A 23,318-nucleotide genomic window follows, 5' to 3' on the forward strand; every position below is an offset into this window, starting at 1 on the left:
AGGCTCGTGTAGAGCATGGACGAACTGCTCACGCTCGGGTCAGAACGACAAGCTCGTCGCGCGCCCGGGTGGCCGCGACATACACAAGTGACCGCTGACGCAGGAGCGCGTCTGCGCGTTCGCTCTCGTCCATCTGCGCAAGCCGCGCCTTCTCGGCTGCGGACTCGGCTCCCACTCCCGCGAGCACGACCTTCGAGAACTCCATCCCCTTGGCGCGGTGCATCGTCATGACGAGCGGCCGACCCCCGGGCGGGCGCTCGCTGTCGACCGCCCGAGCTGCCACGCCCCGCTCCCCCATGCTCTTCACGACACGGTCGCGCTGGTACCGGTCTGCCACGAGTACGGCAATCGTCTCGGGCACGGTGTCGTGGGCGAGCCACTCGCTCACGATCGTCGAGACGGCAGCGAGCTCCGCGGACAGGCCGTGGACCTCACGCAACTCTGGCTTCGGGCCCGAACGAGCGGAGCGGTAACCGGTGGCCTCCGGCTCACCCTCGATGTCGACGTAGCCGCCACCCGCGAGGACGCTCATTGCGTATGCAAGGTTCTGGGCGGTGGTGCGGTAGTTGAGCGTGAGGCGTCGCGACCGCCCAACGATCTTGATGCCGTACCGACTGAGCACGAGCTTCGGGCCGTAGATGCGCTGGTGGGAGTCCTCCGCGATGAAGATGTCGTCCGGCCCCGGTGCGACGAGCGCCCGCAGGAGCTGCCAGTGCGACGGGGTCAGATCCTGCCCTTCGTCGACCAGCACGTGGTCGACCCGAGGCCCGTGCTGCGTCAAGTACTCCGCCGCAATGGCGGCGGCCTCCGCGTAGTCGACCTCGCCGTTGATGCGGTTCTGCGACCGGTAGTTCTCGATCACGCTCCACACCGCGGTCCGCTTCGTACGGTCGAGCGCCACGCCTCGCCCGGGGCGGCGCACCTGCAGGTAATCGTCGAGCGTCCGGATCCGGGCGGGCAGGACGACGAGCCCGTACTCGGCCGCAAAGAAGGTGTCGTTCGCGATCTCTGGCGGCAGGCCCGCTCCAGCAGAATCGATCACACTGGTCCACCGCTGGCTTGGGGCGCGCTTGACTACTTCGGATCGGGACTCGCCAAGGACAGCTTCAACCGCTGCGGCGATGCTCGCGCCGGCCGTGCTGACGATGCGCGCGGCGAGCGAGTCCACGCCCGTGACGTGCACACCAGGCAGCCCCGCCGTTCCGGCGAGTGGGACTGCGGGGTCAAGCTGGACGAGGCTCTCGTGGAGCATCTCTGCCAAGTTCTTGGTGAACGTCGTGAGGACGATGCGCGACGAAGGCGACTCCCGTGCGAGGTCGCGGGTTCGGTGCAGCAGGACGACGGTCTTGCCCGTTCCGGCCCCGCCGGAAAGTCGTGCGGACCCTGTCCATCGCTTGTCTACATCGCGGCGCTGCTCCGGGTGGAGGAAGACCCGCCATGCGCCGAAGTCGCCGGCCTCGATGACTCGGCGCAACTCCTCCTGGTCCTCGATGAAAGCGAACTCAGCCTGGGCGCCCTCGTGGCGCATCGCGTTGATCAGGTCGGCGTCGTCGTCACCGATGGTGATGGGCTTGCGCAGGCCGTTTCGCTCGAGCACATCCGCGACGGACTCTCCCGTCGCGAGGTCGACAAGCACGAGCCCGACCCAGCCCTCGTGGGCCTGAGCGATCTCGAGGATGCCGTCAACGTCGACGGCAGCGAGTGCGCGGTCGGCCACGTCGGGCGCGAGGCCCACGTCGTCAACGAGCTCTGCCCGTGTCCGACCGAACGACGCGAGGAGCGGGAGGGCCGACGGCTTCTCCACCGTCGGTGCCGCGACGACGAGCGGCGGCACGTATGCGGGGGGCGCGACGTCCACCTCGTCGAACTGCGGGATCCCGTTGACCGGGTTCATCCGCAGACGCAGCTTCTTTGCCAGCGCTATGGCGTCATCGTGCGGCCAGACGCCGTGGATAACGTAGTGCGGCTCCCCCGCATGGTCGAGGCGGAACATCACGGCACGCCAGTACTGGTCGACGCGCCCGGTGCGCACCCGGGGGTCCACGGAGTGGGTGATCGGCTCGATGTGCAGGCTGGCGTTCGTGTCGTCCTCGCCCAGCTTCTCGAGGAAGGTCATCGCCTTGGCCTTGACCGAGCCGTCGAGCTTGCTCGCCAGCTTGGTCATCACGATCGTCGGCATCAGCCGTCCACCTCCGGGTTGTGGTGCGCGCCGTCCGCTCCGAGCACGGCCGCGACGCTATCGGCGTCCGCCGACAAGAGGGTCCAACCAGCAGCCTCGAGGTCTCTTCGGTCCTCGACAGACTTCGCGACGACCTCGACTGCGACCTTCCTGTCCGGCCATGACAGATCTAGAGGGATTCCATCAGCGGTCTCGAACCCGAGGACCGGAACCGGGAGCCCTCGCGCACCGAGGTCCACGATGATGCGCCGCTCGTCGTCGCCGACCGCGTGCTCGAACACATCGAGCCAGGCTCCTTCGAGACCAATTGCTTCGACATCCACGGCAACGGGTCCGAGAGCGGCGACCCCCTTGTCCTGGTTGAGCCTGCTGACGGTCGTGATCACAGTCGGCCAGTCCCGGAGCGCCAGCGCGTTCGACAACGACAGCCACGCACGCCAGGCATCGGCATGCAGGACGTCTATGGAGCCTTCGCGGTCGTCGAGCACGACAGCGACGGGCACGACATTGCCGGCGACCACCTCGAACGTGACGACGAGCGCGCCGAGCCGCCACACCATGACGTCGCGCGTCGATCCGGGCTCGTCAAACGGCAGACCACGCAAGATCCGGTCGGCGACGCCGTCGAGGGAGAGGTCAGCGGGCACGGTGGCCTTGGTCGACACCGGACCCATCAGGAGCGGGACGCCCCGTGCAACGTGCGACGCAGCGGCGGCGAACGGCTTGTCGGTCCACGCCATGAGCCAGTCGACCGGGCCGCGGCGAAGGCGCTCGTAGTCGGCAGGCGACGCGGTCGTTGCCGGATTCGTCATGACCTTGCCGAGGAACACGTCCGARTACCAGGCCGGGAGATCGCCGGAAGGGCCGAGATCTCGCCCGCTCACGCCCAGCACCACGTGTCCAACGCCGCGCAACACTTCGCGCTTGAACGCGTCGTCGGCCATCCGGTTGTGTCCGACGGTGGCGTGGAACGTGTGGCCGTCGACGAACACGTAGACCGTCGGAACGTTCGGGTCGTTGGACTCGAGTGCGAAGTCGGGCTTCGAGTTCTCGACGCTCGGCTGCGGCCGCAAGAGCCACTGGCGGGGGTTGCCGGGGAAGGTGAACCGGATGGAGTTTCCCCATGGACCGGGAACCTGCTGGATCGCGGCGCTGGCCTTCGTCAGCCGATCGATCATGACCTCACGAAACTTGAGCTCGAGATGGGACTCGAAGGGATCTGCGACCGGTTCGTTCGTCACCACCCAGTCGACACCGTCGGCAGATTCCGCATCCTGCGGAAGGCCGAGCAATGCGCCCAGGTGTCGCTCGGCGGCGGCACGTGAGACGAGCTGAACCGCGGAGGGCGGCGCGAACGGCAGCAGGCACCGGTGGCACGCGAGGCGCTCCTCGCCGCGGCACTCGCACGTGCGCACTCGGTCCCATGCGCGCACCAGCAGGTCGCGGAGACGTTCGGGTTCTGCCAGCTCGGAGATGTATCCGGTGCCGCCGGGGACGATGTCGTGCAGCAGCAGCGCCTCGTGGTTGTCGGAACCGTCCGTGAGCGTCGGGTCGACCACCTGAGCGATCTGCAGGTGATCTGGATGCCCACCGATCTGCTCACGCAGCCCCAGCAGCAAGGCCGCCGAAAGGCTCGGGATCGCGAACATGTCGCCGGTGGTCACCGAGTGCGGCAAGCGCAGCAGCATCCCCTGCGTCCGCAATGTGCGGCTCAGCGCGACGGTGCGCGTGTTCTCCTCAAGCGCGTCGCGGTACTGGCACCAGGGCCGGTGCTCGTGCCTACGGTTGCGCCCGGACTCCGAGTCGAGCTTCCCGCAGCCCGCGCATACCCGGAACAACGCGGCCTGCTTGGTCACCCCGCCGATCGTCCGGTCCACACCGTGCCCGGGAAGCCCGGTGTTCAGCCAGCGCACGTCGAGCTGTCGCACGTAGGTGCAGCCCAGCCCGATCTTCTCGACGAACCACCGGCGAGTGATCTGGGCAGGGTCGACGTCCGCGGTGGCGAAGAGCTGGAACTGCGCCCTGTCCCGCTCGTCGCTGCGGTCGGTGATCATCGCTTCGTCGCGGATCACCTCCGCGCTCACGTGCCGCAGCTCGACCACCTCGAACAGCTGCCCGACGTCCGCGATGTCGCTCGACCCACACCGTGGGCATGACGACACCGACTTCGCGGCTCCCCCGGCTTCGACGTCAACGCCGTACCCACACGCCGGGCAGAACACCCACGGCCGTATCGACTCTCCGTCCATGCCGAGGTCGAGCGCGTCGATGGCGATCTCGGAGCCACGGGCGTAGAACTTGGCGCCCGGTGCGAACTCGCGGATCGCCTGCGCCGCCCCTCGCCTGAGCTGGACATGTTCTGACTCGAAGGTGTTGGTGTCCGGATCGATCCAGCTGAGCCCGACGTCGAGCGTCACGGAGTCGTCCAGCAGCGTGTAGTTGGGCAGAAGCCCGTATTGCTCCATGACGCCAATCCAGTACTCGCCGCGCAGGCCCGAGAGCTGCCCCAGCGTGAGCTTGCGGGCCGTGCGTGCAGACCGGAACGCACGGACGTCGTCATCGGTCTTCGCGGCGGACTCCGCCTTCGCCTCGAGCTCGGGCAGAACGGTCTCGATCGCGTCGAGCCGGTGCTTCAACGTCTGGACGGTCTGCTGCCAGCGTCCGCTGGCGCTGTGCACGCGCGCCGCCAGGTCGGACGTCCCGGGACCGGCTTGCGGCGTCGCCCACGACCGCAGTCCGACCTCGGCATCCTTGCCGAGACCGTCAAACGCCCCGAGGAACGCGTCGAGGTGCGTCTGTGCATCGCGTTCGGCGAGCTCGATGAGCCCACCGAGGAGTGACCCAGGTTCTGACGAGCCCATGACCTCGGTCGCCTTCTTGGGAGCGGTCTGCCCGAGATCTCGCGCCATGACATCCATCAGGTGCGCGGTGTACTGGCGCTGCAGGATCTCGTCTGCCTCCAGGTAGGTCGCCGGCGGCCGCACCTCGCCGTTGATCACCGAAAGGGGGTCACCCAGCTTCGGCAGGTGCTCCCCGCGCCCGGTGACGTAGGCCAGATCGAGCGCATTGCCTGTGAGTCGGCCCGCACGGCCGACCCGCTGGACATAGGACGCGACGGTGCGTGGCAACGAGGACAGGAACACGGTGGACAGGTCGCCGATGTCGATGCCCATCTCGAGCGTCGGCGTCGCGACCAGGACGTTCGGCGCCTGCGGGTCGACCTGCGAGGACTTGAACCCGTTCTCGTACAGCAGCCGTGTCTCGTCGTCGAGAAGGCTCGTGTGCTCGCGCGCGACGACGCGACGCATGTCCGCCGACGAGTACAGCGACCGGTAGAAGTTGTCGCCGTGACCCTGCCGGCGCAGCCGCCCGTCGCAGCGAGCGACGAGGCACGGGGCGCCGTCGAGCTGGTCGATGACCTCCGCCGTGCCTGGTGTGGGCACCTGGCACGTGTCGCAGACAAGCTGATGGCGACCGGACTCGAGGTCAGCTAGCTCGATCGGCCCGACGACGACACGCTCCGGCGGGATGGAGAAGACGGCCGCGTTCGACTGGCTGGACAGCACGGACAGCACACCGTCCTTGGCCAGCCGCTCCAACAGCAGCTTGACCAGGATGCCGCCCTGCGTCGGGCTGACCGGCAGCACCCGCGAGGTCCACCGGGCGTACCACGAGCGCGCCGAGGTCACCGGGTCGAGACCCTGGTCCTTCTGGTCCAGCTTGCTGCCCACGCGCGGGTAAGCCGGCGCCGGCAGGCCCGGACCGAACCCCGGCATGCCCTCGTGTCGGGGCCGACCTCCCCAGATCGACCAGCGCTTGCCGTCCTCCTTGCGATACCGCTCGAACCAGTCATGGTCGATCGCGCCCTGCGTCCGCATGCGCTCGAGCACCCCACGCACCCACTGGATCAGCTGAGCGTCAGACGGCTCACCACCGTCGCCGTCGAGCGTCTCCTCAAGCGCGAAACCCTGGAGCACCATGCGCGCCGCTTGGGCCATCGCCGACGGGGCGTTCGCGTCCACGGCCGCCGCAACCGTGCCCGTGAGCTCGAGCGTGCGGCCGGTCCGGGAGTTGAGGCCGAACTCCCGCATGGCATCGAACGCCAACCGACGCTGCACGCGGCGCCGGGCAGCGACGGGCACAGCCCCTTGGCGCGCAGCCTTCCAGAACGGAGTGAACGACGGCCGGTCGGYGCAGTCGGGCGCGATGATCCTGTACCGCGCGACGGGGTCGTCGCCCGCGCTCCGCATCACGCGGGAGACCAGCTCGTCGAGCCCGAGAGCCCCGTCGGCGACGGCCTCGCGCAACAGCGCACGCAGAGTGAGGGTGTGTGACCGGGCCTGCACGAAGCCCGCCCGGTGGGCAGCATCCTGGACCGAATCGGTGAAGACGAGAGCCTTCTTCTCGGTCGAGTCGATGACCCCGGACCCAAAGAGTGTGGACAGCGACACCGACAACAGCGTCGCGATGGCGCTGCCCAGGAACCGGATCCCGTCCTCCTGCCCACAGGCCGGGCACTCGTCCTCACGCGCCCGCTTGTCGTCGTCCTTGCCGATGACTGTCAGTACGGGCAGGACCCACCCGTCGCGGAACTCCACGTCCTCGTCGTCAGGAGCCTTGTCCAGCAGAGCAAGGTCCCGGACTGAGAACCACCGCAGACCCTCGACCTCCCCCTTCTGGAAGAAGACGCGGTCGGCCTCGCCCGGCGCGTACACGAGCGCCCGGAACCGGCCGTCCTTCATCGCGTGCCGACGACGGATGGTGCCGGGGTCGTCGGATGCGATGTCGTTGCCCTGCGGGGTGAGGTTGACACCCCAGCCCGACCGCCCGCAGTGCCGGCAGTAAACCGCCGGATACGACGGCCGGACGTCCTCGACACCCTCGCCAGCGACCGGTGGACCGTCGTCGCTCCAGCGGAAGTGGGTGACGGAGTCCGCAGCACGGTCGATCCGGGTGAGCTCACGCACCCACAGATGGGTCTCGACGGAAACCGCACCAAGCCCAGCGCGGGCGCGCACGTGCCCGAGCAGCGCTACGACGGAGGCGACGAACGCCTGCGCGGCGACCTGTTCCGTCGGCGAAGTAGTCGCACGGCCCAGGACTCGCGCTGCGACCGCATCAAGACCGGCGGCGTCAGATCCATCGGCGACGAGCGCCTGGACGAGCGGGTGCGCGCGCGCCGCGAGCAGCAGCGACGGACCGTCGTCACGCTCCGCGAGGCCGGTGAACGCCGCCTCATTGCCGGAATACAGATGGCGTAGCACCATGTGGGCCAGTGCAGCGGGGTCAGGGTCACCCCCCAGTACCCGCAGCGCGGCGTTCGCCGCGGCGATCTCCGTTGAGCCGATCTCGACAGGCGCGAGATCGAGGGTGCTGACCGACGCAAGGGCGTCCCCAACCCATTCGTCCAGCCGCAGCCGGGACTCGGTGACAACTGAGTCGGGACCGAATTCCTCCCCGAACACCGTCCTCGCGAATCCGAGCATGACGTCCGGGTCGCCCTTGTCTCCGAGAGTCGCCGAAGTCGCTACAGGTGTGATCCGGCCGAGCGGGCGAGCACGGTCCTCGTCGGTGATGGTCGGGTCTGGGTCCGACCAGTGGCTCTTCAGGGCCAGGCCGAGGCGACGCAGCAGCATCGCGACATCCGTGCCCTGTGCGCCGTCGTAGGTGTGGAATTCGTCAAGCACCAAGTACTGCAGGCTCGTCGCCGAGATGCGCCAGATTTGCTGGTCCGCTCGCCGCAGAAGTAGCTGGTCGAGCATTTTGTAGTTGGTGAGCAGGATGTCCGGCGGGTCGTCCCGAATCACCGCACGGTCGGTGATCAGTCCGTCGACCGTCACGGACGTGCGCGACGGCCCGCTCTCCCCGATGTAGAGCGCGGCCGTCACACCACCGAGCTCGGGGTTGTCCGTCAGGATCTTGGTGAGCCGCAGCGCCTGGTCGTTGGCCAGCGCGTTCATCGGGTACAGGATCAGCGCCTTCATGCCGCGCACCCCGTCGCGCCGAGCACGCAATACGTGATCGAGGATCGGGTAGAGGAACGCCTCCGTCTTGCCCGAGCCCGTGCCCGTGGTCACCAGCGTTGGCTCCGGCCGGCGGCGACGACCGCCCACGGCCGATGACAGCCGCGCGAATGCCGCCGCCTGGTGCCCGAATGGCGCGAACCCCTCGTACCACTCCAGCGAGTCGCGCCAACCCTCGTCGGCCGGCCGGAACGGCAGCCGCAACCGTACGTACGGGCCCTTGAACATGCCCGACGACTGGTCGGACAGGAACGTGTCCAGCGCGTCAGCAGCGTCGGAGTCCGCCAGCGCGAACGTCGTGACCAGATACGCCAGCAAGCCGTCGCGGATCCGCTGCGCCTGCGCAGTGGGAAGCAGTTCGCTCACGAGCGCTCCGCCAGTCGACGCTCGAACTCCGCGTACGCCTGGCGCATGTCGCCCTCTCTGTCAAGCGTCACGAACGGAAGCTCGTAGGTGTAGGTGTTGCCGGCCTGGTTGGTGGCCGTGCGATTCTCGTGCGTGATCCGATCGCCCTGCTTGCGCCAAACGGTGAGCACCGAGTTGGGGACCAGGCGGCCGTTGGCGTCGTAGAAGTAGACATTGCGGTCGTAGCCGTAGAGGACCGCGAACTGGGTCCGGTAGATCGTGCACAGCTCCTCGGCCGACAACCCCAGCATCAGAGCCACGAGTGCGTCTATTTCCGACTGCGCACGACGTCGCTCGGCGGCGACGCGGAGCGGGGAATCAATCGTCCAAGCAATCCCCCGCTCGCTGAGCGGACGCGACGAAGTCGGAAGAACCCATGAGTCACTTGCCATCTCGGAAGACCAAACATCTCCCCATAGTTTCGCATAGGAGCGAGTCAATGCGTTCAGACACAACGACCGCAACGTCAATTCCGTCACGAGTGGGTGCTCGAGCAGTATCGGCAGACGCAGGAACGACGACAGGTAGATATCCCCCTTTGGGACCGTGCGCACAGCAAAGTCCAATACAAGTGACGAGGAAAAGCCTGCCAACGCAACGAGAGTCGCCGGGGCAATGCCGCCGACGCTAAATACCGCATTTACATGAGCGGCGCCAGGCGGAATAATCGCGGGAATCAGCGTTCGCTCTCCCGTATTTGCTGCCATCCGACGCCAGGCCACCCGGAAGTGGTCGCGGGCCGGCTTGGGATCGTCGTCGGTTCCCCAGTCCGTGTACGCGCAGTCGTAGCCGTAGGAGTCACCCGCCGGCTTGTACGCGGTAACCGGAATTGCGTCGGCGGCCAGCGCCTCGAAGTCGGTGGCCGACCAGTCTAGGTTATGGAGCATGGTCTCGTTAGGCGACTTGTACATTGGCGTCGCGACGAACAGGTGCGGCCCTTGCAGGATCACGTCGTCCCACGACTCCGGCGCACCCCACGCCGACTCGAAGTAGCCCTTCGTCCGATCGTTCTTCTCGTGCCAGCCGGACGAGAACTGCAGCCCGATCTCAGCGATGCGGCGGCTGCGCGACAGTTTGTCGAGGACGGCGGCCGTCGAGCGATTGACGGCGTAGACCATCCGCGTGCGCCGGACAGGGACGTCAGGGGTCTCGAGCACCGCGTGCCATGTTGCGAGCGTTTCGTCGGTCACGGTGATGATGCGGCTCTTGTGCGGCCGCAGATCCCAATTCCCCTCAGGATCCTTGAGCCCCGGTTCTTGTCCCGACCCGTCGTGCACGAGCGACAGCTGCACCGTGTCGGGGTGGTAGAGGGACGTGGCCATGAGAAAGGTCGGTCCCCGCTCAGAGCCATAGACGTGGACGCCGTAGTTGACGAGATGGTGCACTTCGAACAGCGAGAGCTCGTTGACGAACTGCCAGTGCCGGCGTAGCCGCGCATACGTGGCCTGCCGGAGCAGCCCAGCCTTCTCGTCCGTGAAATGCGACTCCGGATGGATCAACGCCACCACACCCCGGCGCGAACTATGCCGCCAGGTCTGCTCCATGAAGCAGCGGTACAGGTCAGGCTGTAATCCAGCCAAGTGCGGATACTGCTGCACAGAACCCACGAACGACGCGGTACACGCCACGTCGGCCGTGCCGTCGACAACCAGTTCGGTCACACCAGGGAGCGCCAGCGTCCCGGCCCGCTTGGCATCGCGCTGCGCTTCGGATGGCTTTAGTGCGAGCTGCCACCACGGATCTCCTTCTGCGAGCAGCGCGTCGACGTCAGAACGGGGCCGGACCCACGGTGGGTTTCCCGCTTGCAGATCAACCCCCCCGCGAGCGAACAGCGTCGCGAAGTCGAGATCCCAATGGAAGAAGCCCTGCTGCTCGGACACACTTTCGCAGACGTCCAGCCATGCGTGCTTGCTCTTCGTCGCCTCGATCGTCGACGTGCTTGCGAACAGCTGGTCGAACTCCTCATAGTCACCCAGCTCGCCCCAGCTCGTCCCGGCGCCGAGAGTCTGGTTACCGCCAGATGCCGTCCGCGCCTTGCCGGCGTGCCGGCCGAGGAGCATCTGGAGAGCGTCGATCCACTGGTCGAGGCTCGGCGGCAGAACTCGCTCGGTCCCTCCGTCGATCGTTCGAGTCGTCACCGTGTCGGTAAGCGGCCAGAACCAGAGTGCGCACCACGCGTCCATCACTCTGCGGAGTCGACGGTACGCGCCCCTGGCGTCGGCGAGCGCTGCTTCGACCTGCTCGCGCGGCAACGAGCCGTCGCTCGTTTCGTCGTCGGCGCCCCACACGGGGATAGACCTCCGGACGCCGGACTCGGCGATCTGCAAGCGCTTCAGCGAGATCTGCCACAGCGCCTCGACGCGGTAGCCCAGGTCCACGAGCGCGTCGGTCTGGTGCTTGGTCGGCTTGACCGTGAACGACTTGCGCCACGCCTTGAGCCGAGCCATCGCCGCGGTTGCGAGGTTCGCCGCCTCCTTCGCATCGACGGCGGAGCCCCACCCGGTCGACGGCACGAGGAAGTGGTGGACCGAACCGCCGACATCGGTCGCGAATGTGCCGCGCTCGACGTCGTCGGCGAGCGTGGTCAGCGGGACGTCGCGCGGGACGTCCGTCAGGTAGCTCTTGTTCATCACCTGGTCGCGCCGGAAGATCGCGCGCCGCGCGCCGACGAGTGAGTTGCCGCGGCGGAGGTGCAGTCCAAACCACGGGGCGTCCAGGCCCTCGACCATGGTGTCGAGCCAGAGCGAGATCTCGGCGAGCTCGACGGCAGTCGCGTTGAGGTCCACACCGTAGACGTTGTGCAGGGCGATCGATGCCTTCACCTGTTGCAGAATCTTCGGGTACTCATCAGGGTCGATCCGAGTGTCGAGCTCCTTCTGGCGTCGCTGCAGGTACTGCTCGGCGAGCTGGCGCACGGCCTCGATTGCGAAGGCGCCGGAGCCTAGGGCGGGCTCGCACACCGTCATCGTGAGGATGTCAGCTGCGGGCGTCGTCGTGCCGTCCGGGTCGAGCAGCTCCTCGAGCGCCTGGCCTACGGTGAAACGCGTAAGCACCTCGGGCGTGTAGTACGACGCGGACTGCTGGCGCTCCCGCCCGGCCAACCGGAATACGAAGGAGCCCCGCTCGTGCAGGACCGGTTTCTTCTCACCGGTGTGCTCATCCGTCGCCAGGACGAAGTCCGCGGATTCGATGCCGTCGATCCGGTCGCGCGGCACCACCCACGAGCCCTTGCTCGAGTCGCCGCCCTTGGCCACCTCGTACAGGTCTGTCCCGGCAAAGAACCCGGTGTAGGACATGAGGCCCTCGTACACGGCACCGAGCTGGTTGATACCGAGCTCGGCGTAGGAGATGAAACCGCGGTCTGCGCCGCGCTTCTCCTTGCTGAGCAGCAGGTGACGGAGTACTTCCTGGACGGCGACATTGCCGAGGCCGACGTCATCGATGTGTTGCGTTGCAGCGGGCTTGAACAGATCGGCCCGCAGTGAGTTGAACGTCAAACCGTCGGTGAACGCCGAGGCGCCGTCCTCGTCGGTGATCGCGGCCGGCCGGGGACGGTGTCCACGGTCGACGAGCCGGAACAGCACGCCGAGAGACTCGTAGAGGTGGGTGCCTGAGCGCCCCTTCGGGGCGGCGAGCTCCACCTGGACCAGCTCGCGCAGCCGGTCGAGGCTGTACCCCTGGGCGTACTCGGGCTCGGTGGTCGGAAGCACACCGAGCTCCGGGGACGCCTCGGCGTAGAGCAGGAACAGGATCCGATAGAGGAACCGCAGCGACTGCTCGGCGAGGACCTGGGCCTGGCCTCCGGGGAGCGGGGCGAGGCCCAAGGCAGCCCGGCGCTGCACGACCTCGTTGGCGATGATCTCGATGGACAACCGAACGCCGTCGCGGAGGTCCTGCGAGACACCGACTGTGTGCTTCACCGACTCCTCGAGCACCCCGTCCCACCACAGGCCACCGTCCGCGTCGGGCGCAACTGACGCGGACTCCAAGCACGTCAGTGCGCGGTCGACCTCACCGCCACGCGTGACCTGGTTGCGTTCAACAACCGACTGAACGTCAACCGCGAGGTAGCGGCCCAGCGCCCACCGGTCACGCTCGGCGAGCAGCACCCAGCGGCCCGCGAGGACCAGAACGTAATGGGGTGCGTCGTCTTCGACGAAGAGAGCCGACACCAGCCGTGCGGCTGAAGTCAGCTCGGTGCCGTCACCGAGCACCGCGGGTGCCGGCAGTGTCGCACCTTCCTTGGCGAGGATCTCGTCGATCGTTGCGACTGGAACGGCGTGGACCACCACGAGGGGTGGGTGGCCCCCGAGGCCGACCGCTGCGACTCGGGCGAGACTTCCGTCGCGCTCGACCACGAGGCCGTACCCGCCCACCAGTCCCAGAACACTCATGTACCGCTCGTGCACCTCGGCGACGAGCTCGCTGGCGGTGGCGCGGTCGCCGTCTGTGTCCTTCTCCAGATGCGCACCGATCTCACCCAGCTGGACCTCGAGCCAGGCGCGCTCCTGCGAGAATCGCGMACGTGCCGTCGATCGCTGCTCGGCCGCCTCTGCGTCCCACGCCTTGCGCCGCTCGACCACCCGCGCCTGAAATGACTGACCCTTGCCATCCGTCGTGAAGTAGTGCTCAGAGATCCATGCCTCGCCGACAATGATCGCGTCGCTGACGCTCACGCCTCCGCCCTCCCGGTGCTGCTCGGCACAACGACGAGCAGCGGGCGGACCAGCTGCCGATCTGGCTTCATCGCCTCGACGAGCTCTCGCTCCTGGGCGACGCTCACCCGCCGCTGCTTTAGCCCGACGAGTTGAGGCAGCGCTCCTGCCTCTTCGTCCCACTCCTGGAGGCGCACGGACCACTCGTCGACTCGGCGTTCGACGTCGTCTGCGGCGACCGAGAGCAGCGCATCCATCTGTGCATCCGCCTTGCGTACAGCGGGTGCGACCAAGCGCTGGAACTGGTCAACGCCCGCCACTCCTCCCGGGTTGGCACTCCCTGCAGCCCACCCCAGCGACGCGAGCGCCTCTCGAGCAGTCTCGTGCGGGACGACCGGTGCAAATCCGTCGGGCCCGGCCGGGAACGCGACCGTGAGCCACGATGCGGCCACGACCTGCCCGCGCCGGTTGGTCAACGTCCCGAGCAACAAGACCGTGGGCTCGTCGACCTCGCCCCGGACGGCGAACACCTCGTTTCGGCCCAGTGATGCCAGCGCGCGGTCCGCCGCCCACTCGAGCACGGGGTGCAGCGGGCTGAGGTAATGCGCATCGGGCCAGGTGGAGTCGCTGTCGTCTGCGAGCGCTGCCGCCAGACGCAGCTTGCCGCGCTCCGGGGTCGTTGCGAGGACGAGGCGCTCCGTGACGCGCCGGTCGGCCAGGTAGCTCTGCGGCAGCACGTCGAGACGCTGGACCAGGTCCTTCGTCGGCACCAGCTCCGCCGAGCCGAACGTCGCCTCGCGCTTCCACTCGACGCCGTTGTTGCTCACCTTCGAGGACGGGTCCACGAACGCGGCTCGCAGCGCCTCTTCGAGGTAGGTGATGTCGTCGTCGTACAGGCCCGGGCCCCGGTACGCCGGGGCCAGTACGGCCGTCGGTGCGTCGTCGCCCCCGTCAAATCCCTGAGCGAACCATGCGGCGAGGTCGTCTCCGGCAGCGACGTCCTGCGGCGTGCGAACCACGGCATCGAATTCCATGGTACCGGCGAGCACGTCGCGGATCTCGTCTTCCTCACTCTTCACGTCGCCCTTGCCCATGAGAGAGATGACGTCACCCAAAGCCTTGTGTGCCTCGTGCTCGCGCTCGACGAGCCGTGCCAGCACACGGATGTCGCCTCCGAACCGCTCCGAGTCCGGGTCCAGCAGCAGCGTGCTGACACGCGGCGGGTGCTTCTGCCCGTACCGGTCGATGCGGCCATTGCGCTGCTCGATTCTGATGAGGCTCCACGGGATGTCGAAATGGATGAGCTCGTGGCACTGTGCGTGCAGGTTGACACCCTCGGAGGCGACGTCGCCGGTGAGCAGGACCCGCACCGGTGCGTGCTCCTGCTTGAAGTCCTCGACGATCCGCTGCTGCTCGTCGTCGGGCAGACCTCCGTGCATCACCGCGAAGGCATCCACGGGGATCCCGAGATCCTTGGGAAGCCGATGCCGCAACCAACCGAGGGTCGCGATGCGCTCGGCGAACACGACCGCCCTCGCGGGCGAGCCCTTGCCGACGCCGATCTCCTTGAGCAGCTTCACGAGTGCGTCGTACTTGGCGGAGACCCCGCGAGCCGCATCGTTGAGCTCGTCGAGCCGCTCCAGCGCGGCATCCTCGCGGGCGACCGCCCGGGTCTGGTTCTTCGCTATGCGCTTGCGTCGCTCCTCGATCGAGCGGTGCAAAGCCTCAGGGGATGAGAGAAACGCCTTGGCGAGAGTCCAGGGAAAGAGCTGCGCGTTCTGACCGGAGTAGGGCGATGCCCCGGCCGCTGGCCACAGCCAGACGTCCTCGAGCTCGCGGGCGACCGCGTTTTCCCCCGGCGACGCCGGGACAAGGATGTTGTTCGGCGCCTGGCGCTCTGCCCAGTCCGTGCCGACGGCCTGCGCCACTTCCGGGCTGTGCCGGTGCCGGCGGATGACGAGCCGCTCGACCTCCTTTTGCACCAGCTCCCCGTCCGGCCGCACCGCTGACGGGTCGAGCAGATGCACCAGCCCGGCGAACGACTCCTTGCGGCCGTTGTGCGGGGTGGCCGAGGCAAGGATCAGCGCGTCACAGTTGCGCGCCAGCAGCCGCGCGAGCTTGTTGTTCTGTGTCGCCGTGTTCGAGAGGTTGTGCGCTTCGTCGATGACAACGGCATCCCACCGCTGCTTGGACAGGTGCGCCACGTACCGGTCCGACTTCAGGGTGTCGATCGAGATGATGACCCGGCGGTAGTACGTGAAGGGATTACGGGTCGCGGGCAGCTTCTGCCGGATCCGCTGGATGCCCGCACTGTCGAGTCGCACGAACGGCAGCGCGAACCTGGTCCACATCTCGTGCTGCATCTGCTCGAGGACGTGGCGCGGCGTCACGACAAGGATCCGCTCCCCCCGTCCGCGCCTGACCAGTTCGGACAGGATCATGCCGATCTCGAGCGTCTTCCCGAGCCCGACCGCGTCAGCAAGCAGGATGCGCGGGCGCAGGTTCGCCGGGTCGAGCGCCTTCCGCACAGCCGACTGCTGGTAGACGAGCGGGTCGGCCAGGGCACGGGTGGCGACAGTCAGCGCCTCGTCCCCGATGGGGACGGACGTCTTGCGGAGCGTCGACTCGAGCCACAACCGCGCGTCGCGGTACTTCGGGCTCCCGTCCGCGACAACCCGCGCCTGGGCGGGGTCCAACGCCTCGATGGAGTCGAGCGAGTCGAAGAACGTGGCGCTCGTGTCCCGGACCAGCTCGCTGAGCCCTTGGACGTGGATCAGGAGGCCGTCGCTGGTCTCCTCCGTCGAGCGAACCAGCCACTCTTCGTCGCGGACCACGACCACCGAGCCCGGGGCAAGATTTGGCCTGGTGTCCGTCGTCGTCGCCGTCACCGTGGAACTCCCCCATTGGTCGATTGCCTGCCGCATCGATCGTATGGGGCTCTGACGTGCCTAGACAGCAGTGCGCGGCTCTCGCGGGCAATTCATCCACACATGACGGGAAAGTCTCGTCCCGAGTGCGAAGTCACGGCGGGCGTTGCCGTTCGCAGGACCGGTGGCGGCTCGACGAGGCCGTCGTGCCGATGCGGCCCGACCTCGTCTGGTACGGGCCAGGGTCGGTCGCGACGACGGCCGTCGTGGATGAAATACAAGGCCGAGAAGCCGAGCGGGTACCCAACCCCGACCTGTACCAGATGCTCGTCTACTGCACGGTCGGCGGACTTGCGCTGGGGCATCTCATCTAAGCGAAGGGCAACGAGCCGCAAGCCGATCACCGCGTAGTTGGAGCCGGGTGGACATCTATCAGCACGCGCTCGACCTCGACGTCGACCCCGGTACCCTGCTCAGCCAGGTGCGGTCCCTGCCGGATCAGATCGCGCGGACCTCAACGAGCCCAGCAGGCGGGGTTAAATCGCCGCCGCGAGTGTCGAACCATCTAGCGTAGGCGGCGATGTCAGCCGTACGCGGAGGGCGATGTGCCGCCCCTTCAAGGTGAGAGGCGAGCACGACCGCGTCGCGGTCCGAAAGCTGAAGGAGCGGCCGCCGCAGGCGCATCGCCCAGCCCCGCCCCGAGTCTAGAAAGGCATCAAGCTCATCGATCAGCGGGGCGAGCTCAACGCCAGATCCGAACGGCGCGAGACTCTCGTGCGCGATCGCGCAACCGCGGGCGAACTCTCTTCCGGCGAAGTGAACTGGATTTGAAAGCGGGGTCACCCGACTGGCGACGGTCGCCAAGCCGATAACTCGCCCGCGATCTCGCCCGGGATTGCGGAAGCAGCCCCTGGTCGTGTAGCTGAACAGGTGGTCGCCTGGGGATAGAGCATCGATCTCTGATCGGCGCATATTGGGAAACGCCATCGCGCTAGTGCGCAAGACCCAGCCCAGCGCCTCGCGGTCGCCGAGGATCAGCAGGTATGCGGCCATGCCATCGACTGTAGCGATCGACCCGCGCGGCCCCGGCTGGTGTGCCTGCGCGCCTGCCGCTCAGTCCTCTGGTCGGCCCACAACTCGTCGACTCGCTGACCGCGCTCGGGCCGGTGAGCTGGGCAAAGCTCGCCGACGTCATTGCCGACATCGTCGTCGCCGACCCTGCTCGACTGGCCGCCCGCGAGAACCACCAACTACGTGAGCACGAGAGCGGCCGTCGTCCCGCCGCGACTAGAGCCGACGGAGCCATGTGCTACAGCGTGGCACGCAACGCAACACACCCTCCGCTCGCCGCCTGCACTACTGGCGAAAGGGCGACCACCTGGAGATCTCACGTGTCGTGCTCCACGACGACATGGCACCGAAGACGCGGCGATGTCAGTAGCCGTCTCTAGCCTTCGAACACCAGTGGCGCGAGACGGCGGAGAGCGGATGACCAAGCGTGCTCGAGGTCGAGTAGTCGCTGACCAGCAGGACCTCTTCGCATCGGCGCCAGAGCCGCACCTCCATCTTCGTCTGGCGCAGATGGACTGGCCGCCCCGCGAGAGCCTCCCGGTCAACCATGGCGCCGCTCATGTACGTGATCTGGTGTGGGACGACCTCGTGTCCTCACGCGCGCCGCTGGTGTTGGCGGGCTTCGCGTCGATCGCCAAGATCGTCGAGCTCGTCGCGGCCGCCGCGCACAAGCCCGACCCCGGGCTGGTGCGGGTTCTGCTCGGCACCGAGCCGTTCGCGACGGACAGGGTCAGCTTTGGTTCGGCGTCGGCGACCTTCACCGAAGACGTCCGCGAGTACTGGATCGAGCAGCACGGTGTCTCCCTGCTGCTGTCGGCGAAGATCGTCCAGACGATCGCGGCGCTGGATTCCGGCTGGTYCGAGGTGCGATTCGTGCCTGGACACACGCGACTGCACGCGAAGATCTACGTCGGCGATCGGGCAGCGACGATCGGGTCGAGCAACTTCACGGAGGCCGGTCTGGTCAGCCAGTTCGAGGCCAACGCTCGCGCCGAGCGCATCGGGGACCCGGACCGGTACGCGCAAGCGAAGCGGGCCGCGGAGAACTACTGGTCGATCGGCGAGCCGTGGAACGAGGAGCTGCGCGCCCTGCTGCACGAGATGCTGCAGTTCGTCTCGTGGCAGGAGGCCCTCGCCCGGGCGTGTGCCGATCTGCTCGAGGGGCAGTGGGCGGCGGGGTACCTCGGCTCGACGGCGGGAATCAGCCGGTTGTGGCCGTCGCAGGTCGCAGGGATCGCCGAGGCGCTCTGGGTGGTGGAGAACGTCGGCAGTGTCCTGGTCGCCGACGCAACGGGGTCGGGCAAGACTCGGATGGGCGCGCACCTGACCCGGGCCGTTCGTGACCGGCTCTGGAGCACGGGACGTGTCCGCAGCGACCTGACCGTTCTCGTTTGCCCGCCGTCGGTCCAGGAGCAGTGGAGTCGCGAGGCCATCTCGTGCGGACTGACGTTGAACACGATCTCGCAGGGACTGCTCAGCCGGGCGTCGAAGGCCGGGCCACGCGTCGAGGAGGAGGCGGTGGCGGCCGCCCAGATCCTCGCGATCGACGAAGCCCACAACTTCCTAGCCCGGAACTCGAACCGCAGCGGACACATCCGCGCCACTGCAGCCGACCACGTGTTGATGTTCACTGCGACACCGATCAACCGCGGCGCCGAGGACCTCCTCGCCCTCGTCGACCAGCTCGGCGCCGACAACTTCGACGACGAAACGCTCGCGATGCTCGACCGCCTGCATCGCCGCCACGTCGACTGGCGCCTGACCGACGACGAGAAAGTGCAGCTCCGCAGCGCGATCCAACGCTTCACGGTGCGGCGGACCAAGTCGATGTTGAACGAGCTCGTCGCCGGCGACCCGGACAGCTACCGGCATCCGGAGACCGGGCGCATTTGCCGGTACCCAGAGCACCTCACGAACACGTACGACACCGGCGAGCAGGAGCACGAGCGCGCCGTTGCCGACGACATCCGCGACGTCTCGGCCCAGCTCGTCGGGATCTCTGGCCTGGGACGACAGATTGGCTTGCCGGCCTGGCTGCGGCGCGAGTACACCGACGAGCGGTGGCTTGAGGGTCGGCTGAGCGCCGCCAAGGGCCTCGTCGGGTACCAGGTGCGCGCGAGCATGCGCTCGTCGCAGGCGGCATTGCTTGAGCACGTTGTCGGTACGGAAGAGGCTCTACGGCTGCTCGGGATCACCGGCCTGGTCAAGCCACAGGCCTCGGGTGACATGCTCGGCAGACTCCGCGACCTGCGCGCTGGCGGCCCGCCGCGGGTAGACCTCGCGTGCGAAGTTCCCGAGTGGCTCCTCGACGAGGACGCCTGGCGGGACGCATGCGACTCAGAGATCGGACGCTACGAACTGCTCGGATCACTCGCACGTCAGCTCGGCGACCGCCGCGAGCGGACCAAGGCGGAGTTCGTCGCCGGCCTCGCCGACCGCCACGAACGCGTGCTCGCGTTCGACCATCACCCGATCACGCTGGCGGTCTTGAAATCGCTCATGCCCCGAACCGACGTGCCCGTCGTCGTCGCCTCTGGCGCCGCCACGAGCGAGCGACGCACCGTGCGACTGGCGTTCGCGCCCGACGCCATCGGCCGGTGCATCGCCCTGTGCTCCGATGCGATGAACGAGGGCATCAACCTTCAAGGCGCGTCGGCCGTCGTGCAATTCGACATGCCGACAACACTGCGTGTGGCTGAACAACGAGTCGGTCGAGTCGACCGAATGGACAGCCCCCACGACCGGATCGAGGTCTGGTGGCCCGCAGACTCACCGTCGTTCGCGACGCGAGCGGACGACCTACTCGCGGCCCGCAACGAGGAGAGCGCCGCGCTCCTCGGGTCCAACCTGCCGATCCCGGCGAGGCCGGACGCTGTCGTGACAGCGAAGGAGTTCGCCGACCTGAGCGAGCAGACACGTAACCAGTGGGACGGGCTCCAGGACGCTCTCGAGCCAGTGCGCGCACTCGTCACCGGACCGACCTCGCTCATCCCCGCCAATGTGTACGCCGCGCATCGTGGAACTCGTCAGAGGGTGCTCGCCCGGATCAGCCCCGTGCGCACGAGCACGCCGTGGGCGTTCTTCGCCGTGCGAGGTTCGGCGACAGGCGCGCCCAGGTGGTTGCTCCTGGAGGACGAGCGGTCCGAGCCGATCGTGGGCCTCAACGACGTGACAACGCGGCTCCGGGCGCAGCTCGCCGGCGACCCACCGGGTGCGCCATTCGACGACCGATGCGAACGGTGGCTGGAGACGTTCCTGCGCCGGGCGCAAGCGGCCGAGGTAGCGATGCTGCCGCGCCGCCACCAGAGGGCCCTCGCCCAGATGCGGAGAGCTGGTCGCGCGTGGGCGCAGCGCGCCCGAGGCGAGGCACGATTCGACGATGCCGACCGGTGGGAAGCTCTGGCCGCCCTCGCTAAGGGGGAGTTCGACGGAGGTGACGTAGACCTGCACCAGCTCGCCGAGATCTGGTTGGAGTTGATGCACCCCTACGTGCTGGAGGCCCGCGCGCTGCGCCACCGCCACCCGTACAGTCGGCTCGCCGACATTGACCCGCTGCTCCTCGAACGCCCGGTCGATCTCGGTACTGTCGAGCGCGCCCTTGGCCGCCTGCGCGTCGTCGAGCCCCTCGCCCAGCGCGTGGCATCCTGCATCCTCGGCGTCCCCGAGTAGTCGCAGCACCGATCGATGCGCCTCGCCACCCGCGGAATCGATTGCGCGCGTTCGTCTCTCAGGTCGACGACCAAGGTCGTTCATCGCTTCGTCCGACACGACGTGTTCCGTCCGCGGCGGCTACTAAGTCCGGGCGAGTCTGAGCCCGCCGAGCGCGCGTCCCGCCGCTGCCGCGGCCGCGGCCTGCTGGTCCGGCAATAGGTGGGCGTAGGTCTCCGTCGTGGTCGTGATGGACTCATGACCCAGTCGGCGCTGGAGGACGAACAAGTCCGTACCGGCCGCGATCATCCAGGATGCGTGCGTGTGACGCAGGTCGTGTACTCGTGGACGTCTCGAAAGGCGTGGGGCGTCGAGGTCCGGCGTGCCATCGGCGCGCAGGGGGTGGGTCGCAGCATCCAGAGCGGGCGTCCACGTCGTGGTCCAGAATCGCGACGAGGAAATCTGCTGGCCCACGGTGTTGGTGAACAACAGCGCGTCCGCCGGCCTCCCAGCGGCCAGCGGCATGAGTACGTCGACCAACTCGTCGGGGAGTGAAACTGTCCGGCGCGCTCTCTTGGTCTTTGGCGGACCCACGTACCAGTGACGATCGCCATCACGTTTCCACGCCTTCGTGACGCGCAGCGTCGGCGGGCTGGCGAAGAGATCGAGGTCGCCGGGGGTCAGCGCCGTTGCTTCGCCCCACCGCAGGCCGGTCGCGACGAGCAGCAGGACCAATGACTGGTAGTGAGGCTGGACGTGCGAGAGCAGGAGTGTGAACTCGCCGCGCGTCAGCACGGTCATCTCGTCCTGCGTCAGCTGCGACTTGGGGAGCTGCACGCCGACGCAAGGATTGTCCGTGCGGTACCCGAGCCGGACCGCCGTCGACATCGACGCAGAGAGCAGTCCGTGGATGTTCGCGATCGTCTTGGGCGACAGACCGCTGTCGCTCATCGAGCGAATCCACCCAGCCACGTGCCGGTAGGAGATCACCGCAACCGGATACGACCCGAGGGTCGGCGCGATGTGGCGGCGAAGTTGCGTGCGGTAGCTCGCCCGGGTATCCGGACCCACCGCGGTCAGCAGGTCAATGTGCTCCGAGACGGCCTCGACAACGGACGGCCCGTGGAGCCGCACGGCGTCTGCAACCCGCGCGGCCTCGTCAGTGTGCCCACCGGTCACCTCGAGGAGATGCTTCGCCACCCGCGCGTCGTTCTCGTCGTCGTATGTCAGCGAGCTCTGCCGCTTCGTCTCAGGGTCCCGCCACAGCACCGCGAACGACCGCGTGCCGTCGGCCCGAACCCGCTCCCTGATGGAGGCCATAGACACGAAAATAGCCCCCCGTGTCAACGAGAGGCTACTTCCTGTCAACATGACCATGCGTTTTCGCAGGTCAGGCAGGTGGAGGTGGCGGGAATCGAACCCGCGTCCGGTGACGCAGTACCAGGGATTCTCCGGGTGCAGCCTGCTGTGATTTTCTCGGCCCCCACGGTCACACAGGCAAGCCGTGGACGGGCTCAGTCAGCTAAAAGTCCCGGCAATCGCACTGACGACGATTACCAGCAGTGGCTCTCTAGATGACGCTGGTTACTGAGTCGAGAGCGTACTCAGGCCAACGGACTTCGGGACTCGCTCAGGCGGCGAGGGCGAAGTCGGTGCGGTTTGTATTGGCACCTATTGGTTTGCACGGAGCGTTGACGAGATAACCGTGCGTCCTCGACCCGCTTCTCCTGGTTCGACGATCACCGTCGAAACCGATCACCCCCATGTTCAGTTATCAAGCACCGGCCGGAGCCAGTCCGACCAGCCTACCTCTCAACGGCAGGCTGGTCGTCCTCATTCCGGTCAGTCGGCCGGTCCGGCGATCAGGGTGACCGGCGCGGACGCCGAGGCACCAGAGGACGCAACCGTCCAGGTCAGGGTCACGGTGTCGCCAGGCGAGTAGGTGGCGAGCAGGTCGGAGAGGGATGACGCCGAGGAAACCGCGACACCGTCCACCGCGGTGATCACGTCGCCGGCCGCGAGACCAGAGGATGCGGCCGGCGTGCCCTCCAGCACTCCAGCGACCGAACCATCCGGGGCCACCGAGATCCCCAGGAACGCCGGGTACCCGATCGTCACGGTGTCGGAGGCGACCCCGGACTGGATCTGGTTCGCGATCACCAGCGCGTCCTCGATGTCGATCGCGAACGCCACCGTGTCCACGGTGCTGCTGGAGGCGGCGGTCGTCATGCCGATGACCTCGCCCTCGTCGTCGAACACCGGGCCGCCCGAGTCGCCGGGCACGACAGCCGCGGAGAACTCGATCAACCCGGAGAGGGTCTCGGCCGACGAGCCGTCCGTCGACGCCGTCATCGTCTGGTCCAGCGCGGTCACGCTGCCGACCGCCGCAAGCAGGTCTCCCCCGCCCTCCGCGTTGCCGACCGCCGTCACCGCGTCGCCGACCGTCGCGCCGCTGTCGTCGTCCAGGGCG

9 protein-coding genes and 1 other RNA gene are annotated in these 23,318 nt (G+C 67.7%); 2 read left to right on the forward strand and 8 right to left on the reverse strand.

Going from position 1 to position 23,318, the window contains the following annotated elements; genetic code table 11:
- Positions 1 to 28: 28 nt before the first annotated feature.
- Genes AC1DUQ_RS00085 through AC1DUQ_RS00100 form a run of 4 tightly spaced genes read right to left on the reverse strand, consistent with a single transcriptional unit; the run spans position 29 to position 16,150 of the window.
- On the reverse strand, positions 29 to 2,179 hold the full coding sequence (locus AC1DUQ_RS00085; RefSeq protein WP_477073218.1) for a UvrD-helicase domain-containing protein: 2,151 nt from the start codon (positions 2,177 to 2,179) through the stop codon (positions 29 to 31).
- Positions 2,179 to 8,568: a DEAD/DEAH box helicase gene (locus AC1DUQ_RS00090; protein WP_477073219.1), complete on the reverse strand. Its 6,390-nt coding sequence runs from the start codon at positions 8,566 to 8,568 to the stop codon at positions 2,179 to 2,181. The genes AC1DUQ_RS00085 and AC1DUQ_RS00090 overlap by 1 nt, the downstream gene beginning before the upstream one ends.
- A complete protein-coding gene (locus AC1DUQ_RS00095) occupies positions 8,565 to 13,283 on the reverse strand; it encodes an Eco57I restriction-modification methylase domain-containing protein (protein WP_477073220.1) in 4,719 nt (1,572 codons plus the stop codon). Before AC1DUQ_RS00095 ends, AC1DUQ_RS00090 begins: the two co-directional genes overlap by 4 nt.
- Complete coding sequence (locus AC1DUQ_RS00100) at positions 13,280 to 16,150, reverse strand: SNF2-related protein (RefSeq protein WP_477073221.1); 2,871 nt, start codon at positions 16,148 to 16,150, stop codon at positions 13,280 to 13,282. Before AC1DUQ_RS00100 ends, AC1DUQ_RS00095 begins: the two co-directional genes overlap by 4 nt.
- Positions 16,151 to 16,335: 185 nt before the next feature.
- Between AC1DUQ_RS00100 and AC1DUQ_RS00105 the strand changes: the two genes are divergently transcribed.
- Positions 16,336 to 16,503 (forward strand): hypothetical protein, encoded by a 168-nt coding sequence (locus AC1DUQ_RS00105; RefSeq protein WP_477073222.1) that lies wholly within the window; start codon positions 16,336 to 16,338, stop codon positions 16,501 to 16,503.
- A 124-nt stretch (positions 16,504 to 16,627) separates the two neighbouring features.
- Here the strand turns inward: AC1DUQ_RS00105 and AC1DUQ_RS00110 are convergent, their stop codons facing one another.
- Positions 16,628 to 17,182 carry a hypothetical protein gene (locus AC1DUQ_RS00110; protein WP_477073223.1) on the reverse strand — a complete coding sequence of 185 codons (555 nt, stop codon included), beginning with the start codon at positions 17,180 to 17,182 and terminating at the stop codon, positions 16,628 to 16,630.
- Between the two features lie 435 nt (positions 17,183 to 17,617).
- On the opposite strand from AC1DUQ_RS00110, the gene AC1DUQ_RS00115 reads away from it, so the two are divergent.
- The gene (locus AC1DUQ_RS00115; RefSeq protein WP_477073224.1) at positions 17,618 to 20,869 is read left to right on the forward strand and encodes an SNF2-related protein; all 3,252 of its coding nucleotides are present in this window, start codon (positions 17,618 to 17,620) and stop codon (positions 20,867 to 20,869) included.
- A 123-nt stretch (positions 20,870 to 20,992) separates the two neighbouring features.
- Here the strand turns inward: AC1DUQ_RS00115 and AC1DUQ_RS00120 are convergent, their stop codons facing one another.
- From AC1DUQ_RS00120 to AC1DUQ_RS00130, 3 genes are all read right to left on the reverse strand, one after another.
- Entirely contained in the window at positions 20,993 to 22,168 is a 1,176-nt protein-coding gene (locus AC1DUQ_RS00120; protein WP_477073225.1) for a tyrosine-type recombinase/integrase, read from the reverse strand.
- 76 nt (positions 22,169 to 22,244) lie between these two features.
- Positions 22,245 to 22,611, reverse strand: a transfer-messenger RNA (tmRNA) gene (gene ssrA, locus AC1DUQ_RS00125).
- Between the two features lie 79 nt (positions 22,612 to 22,690).
- Positions 22,691 to 23,318: S1C family serine protease (locus AC1DUQ_RS00130; RefSeq protein WP_477073226.1), on the reverse strand; the 628-nt coding region annotated here is incomplete at its 5' end.

The sequence above is a fragment of the Cellulomonas sp. P4_B5_2 genome (assembly GCF_056402235.1).

Excerpts from the sequence above, each read along its gene's own strand:
- AC1DUQ_RS00085 (WP_477073218.1), bottom strand. The coding sequence starts at position 2,179 with ATGCCGACGATCGTGATGACCAAGCTGGCGAGCAAGCTCGACGGCTCG.
- AC1DUQ_RS00110 (WP_477073223.1), bottom strand. The coding sequence starts at position 17,182 with ATGGCCGCATACCTGCTGATCCTCGGCGACCGCGAGGCGCTGGGCTGG.
- AC1DUQ_RS00120 (WP_477073225.1), bottom strand. The coding sequence starts at position 22,168 with ATGGCCTCCATCAGGGAGCGGGTTCGGGCCGACGGCACGCGGTCGTTC.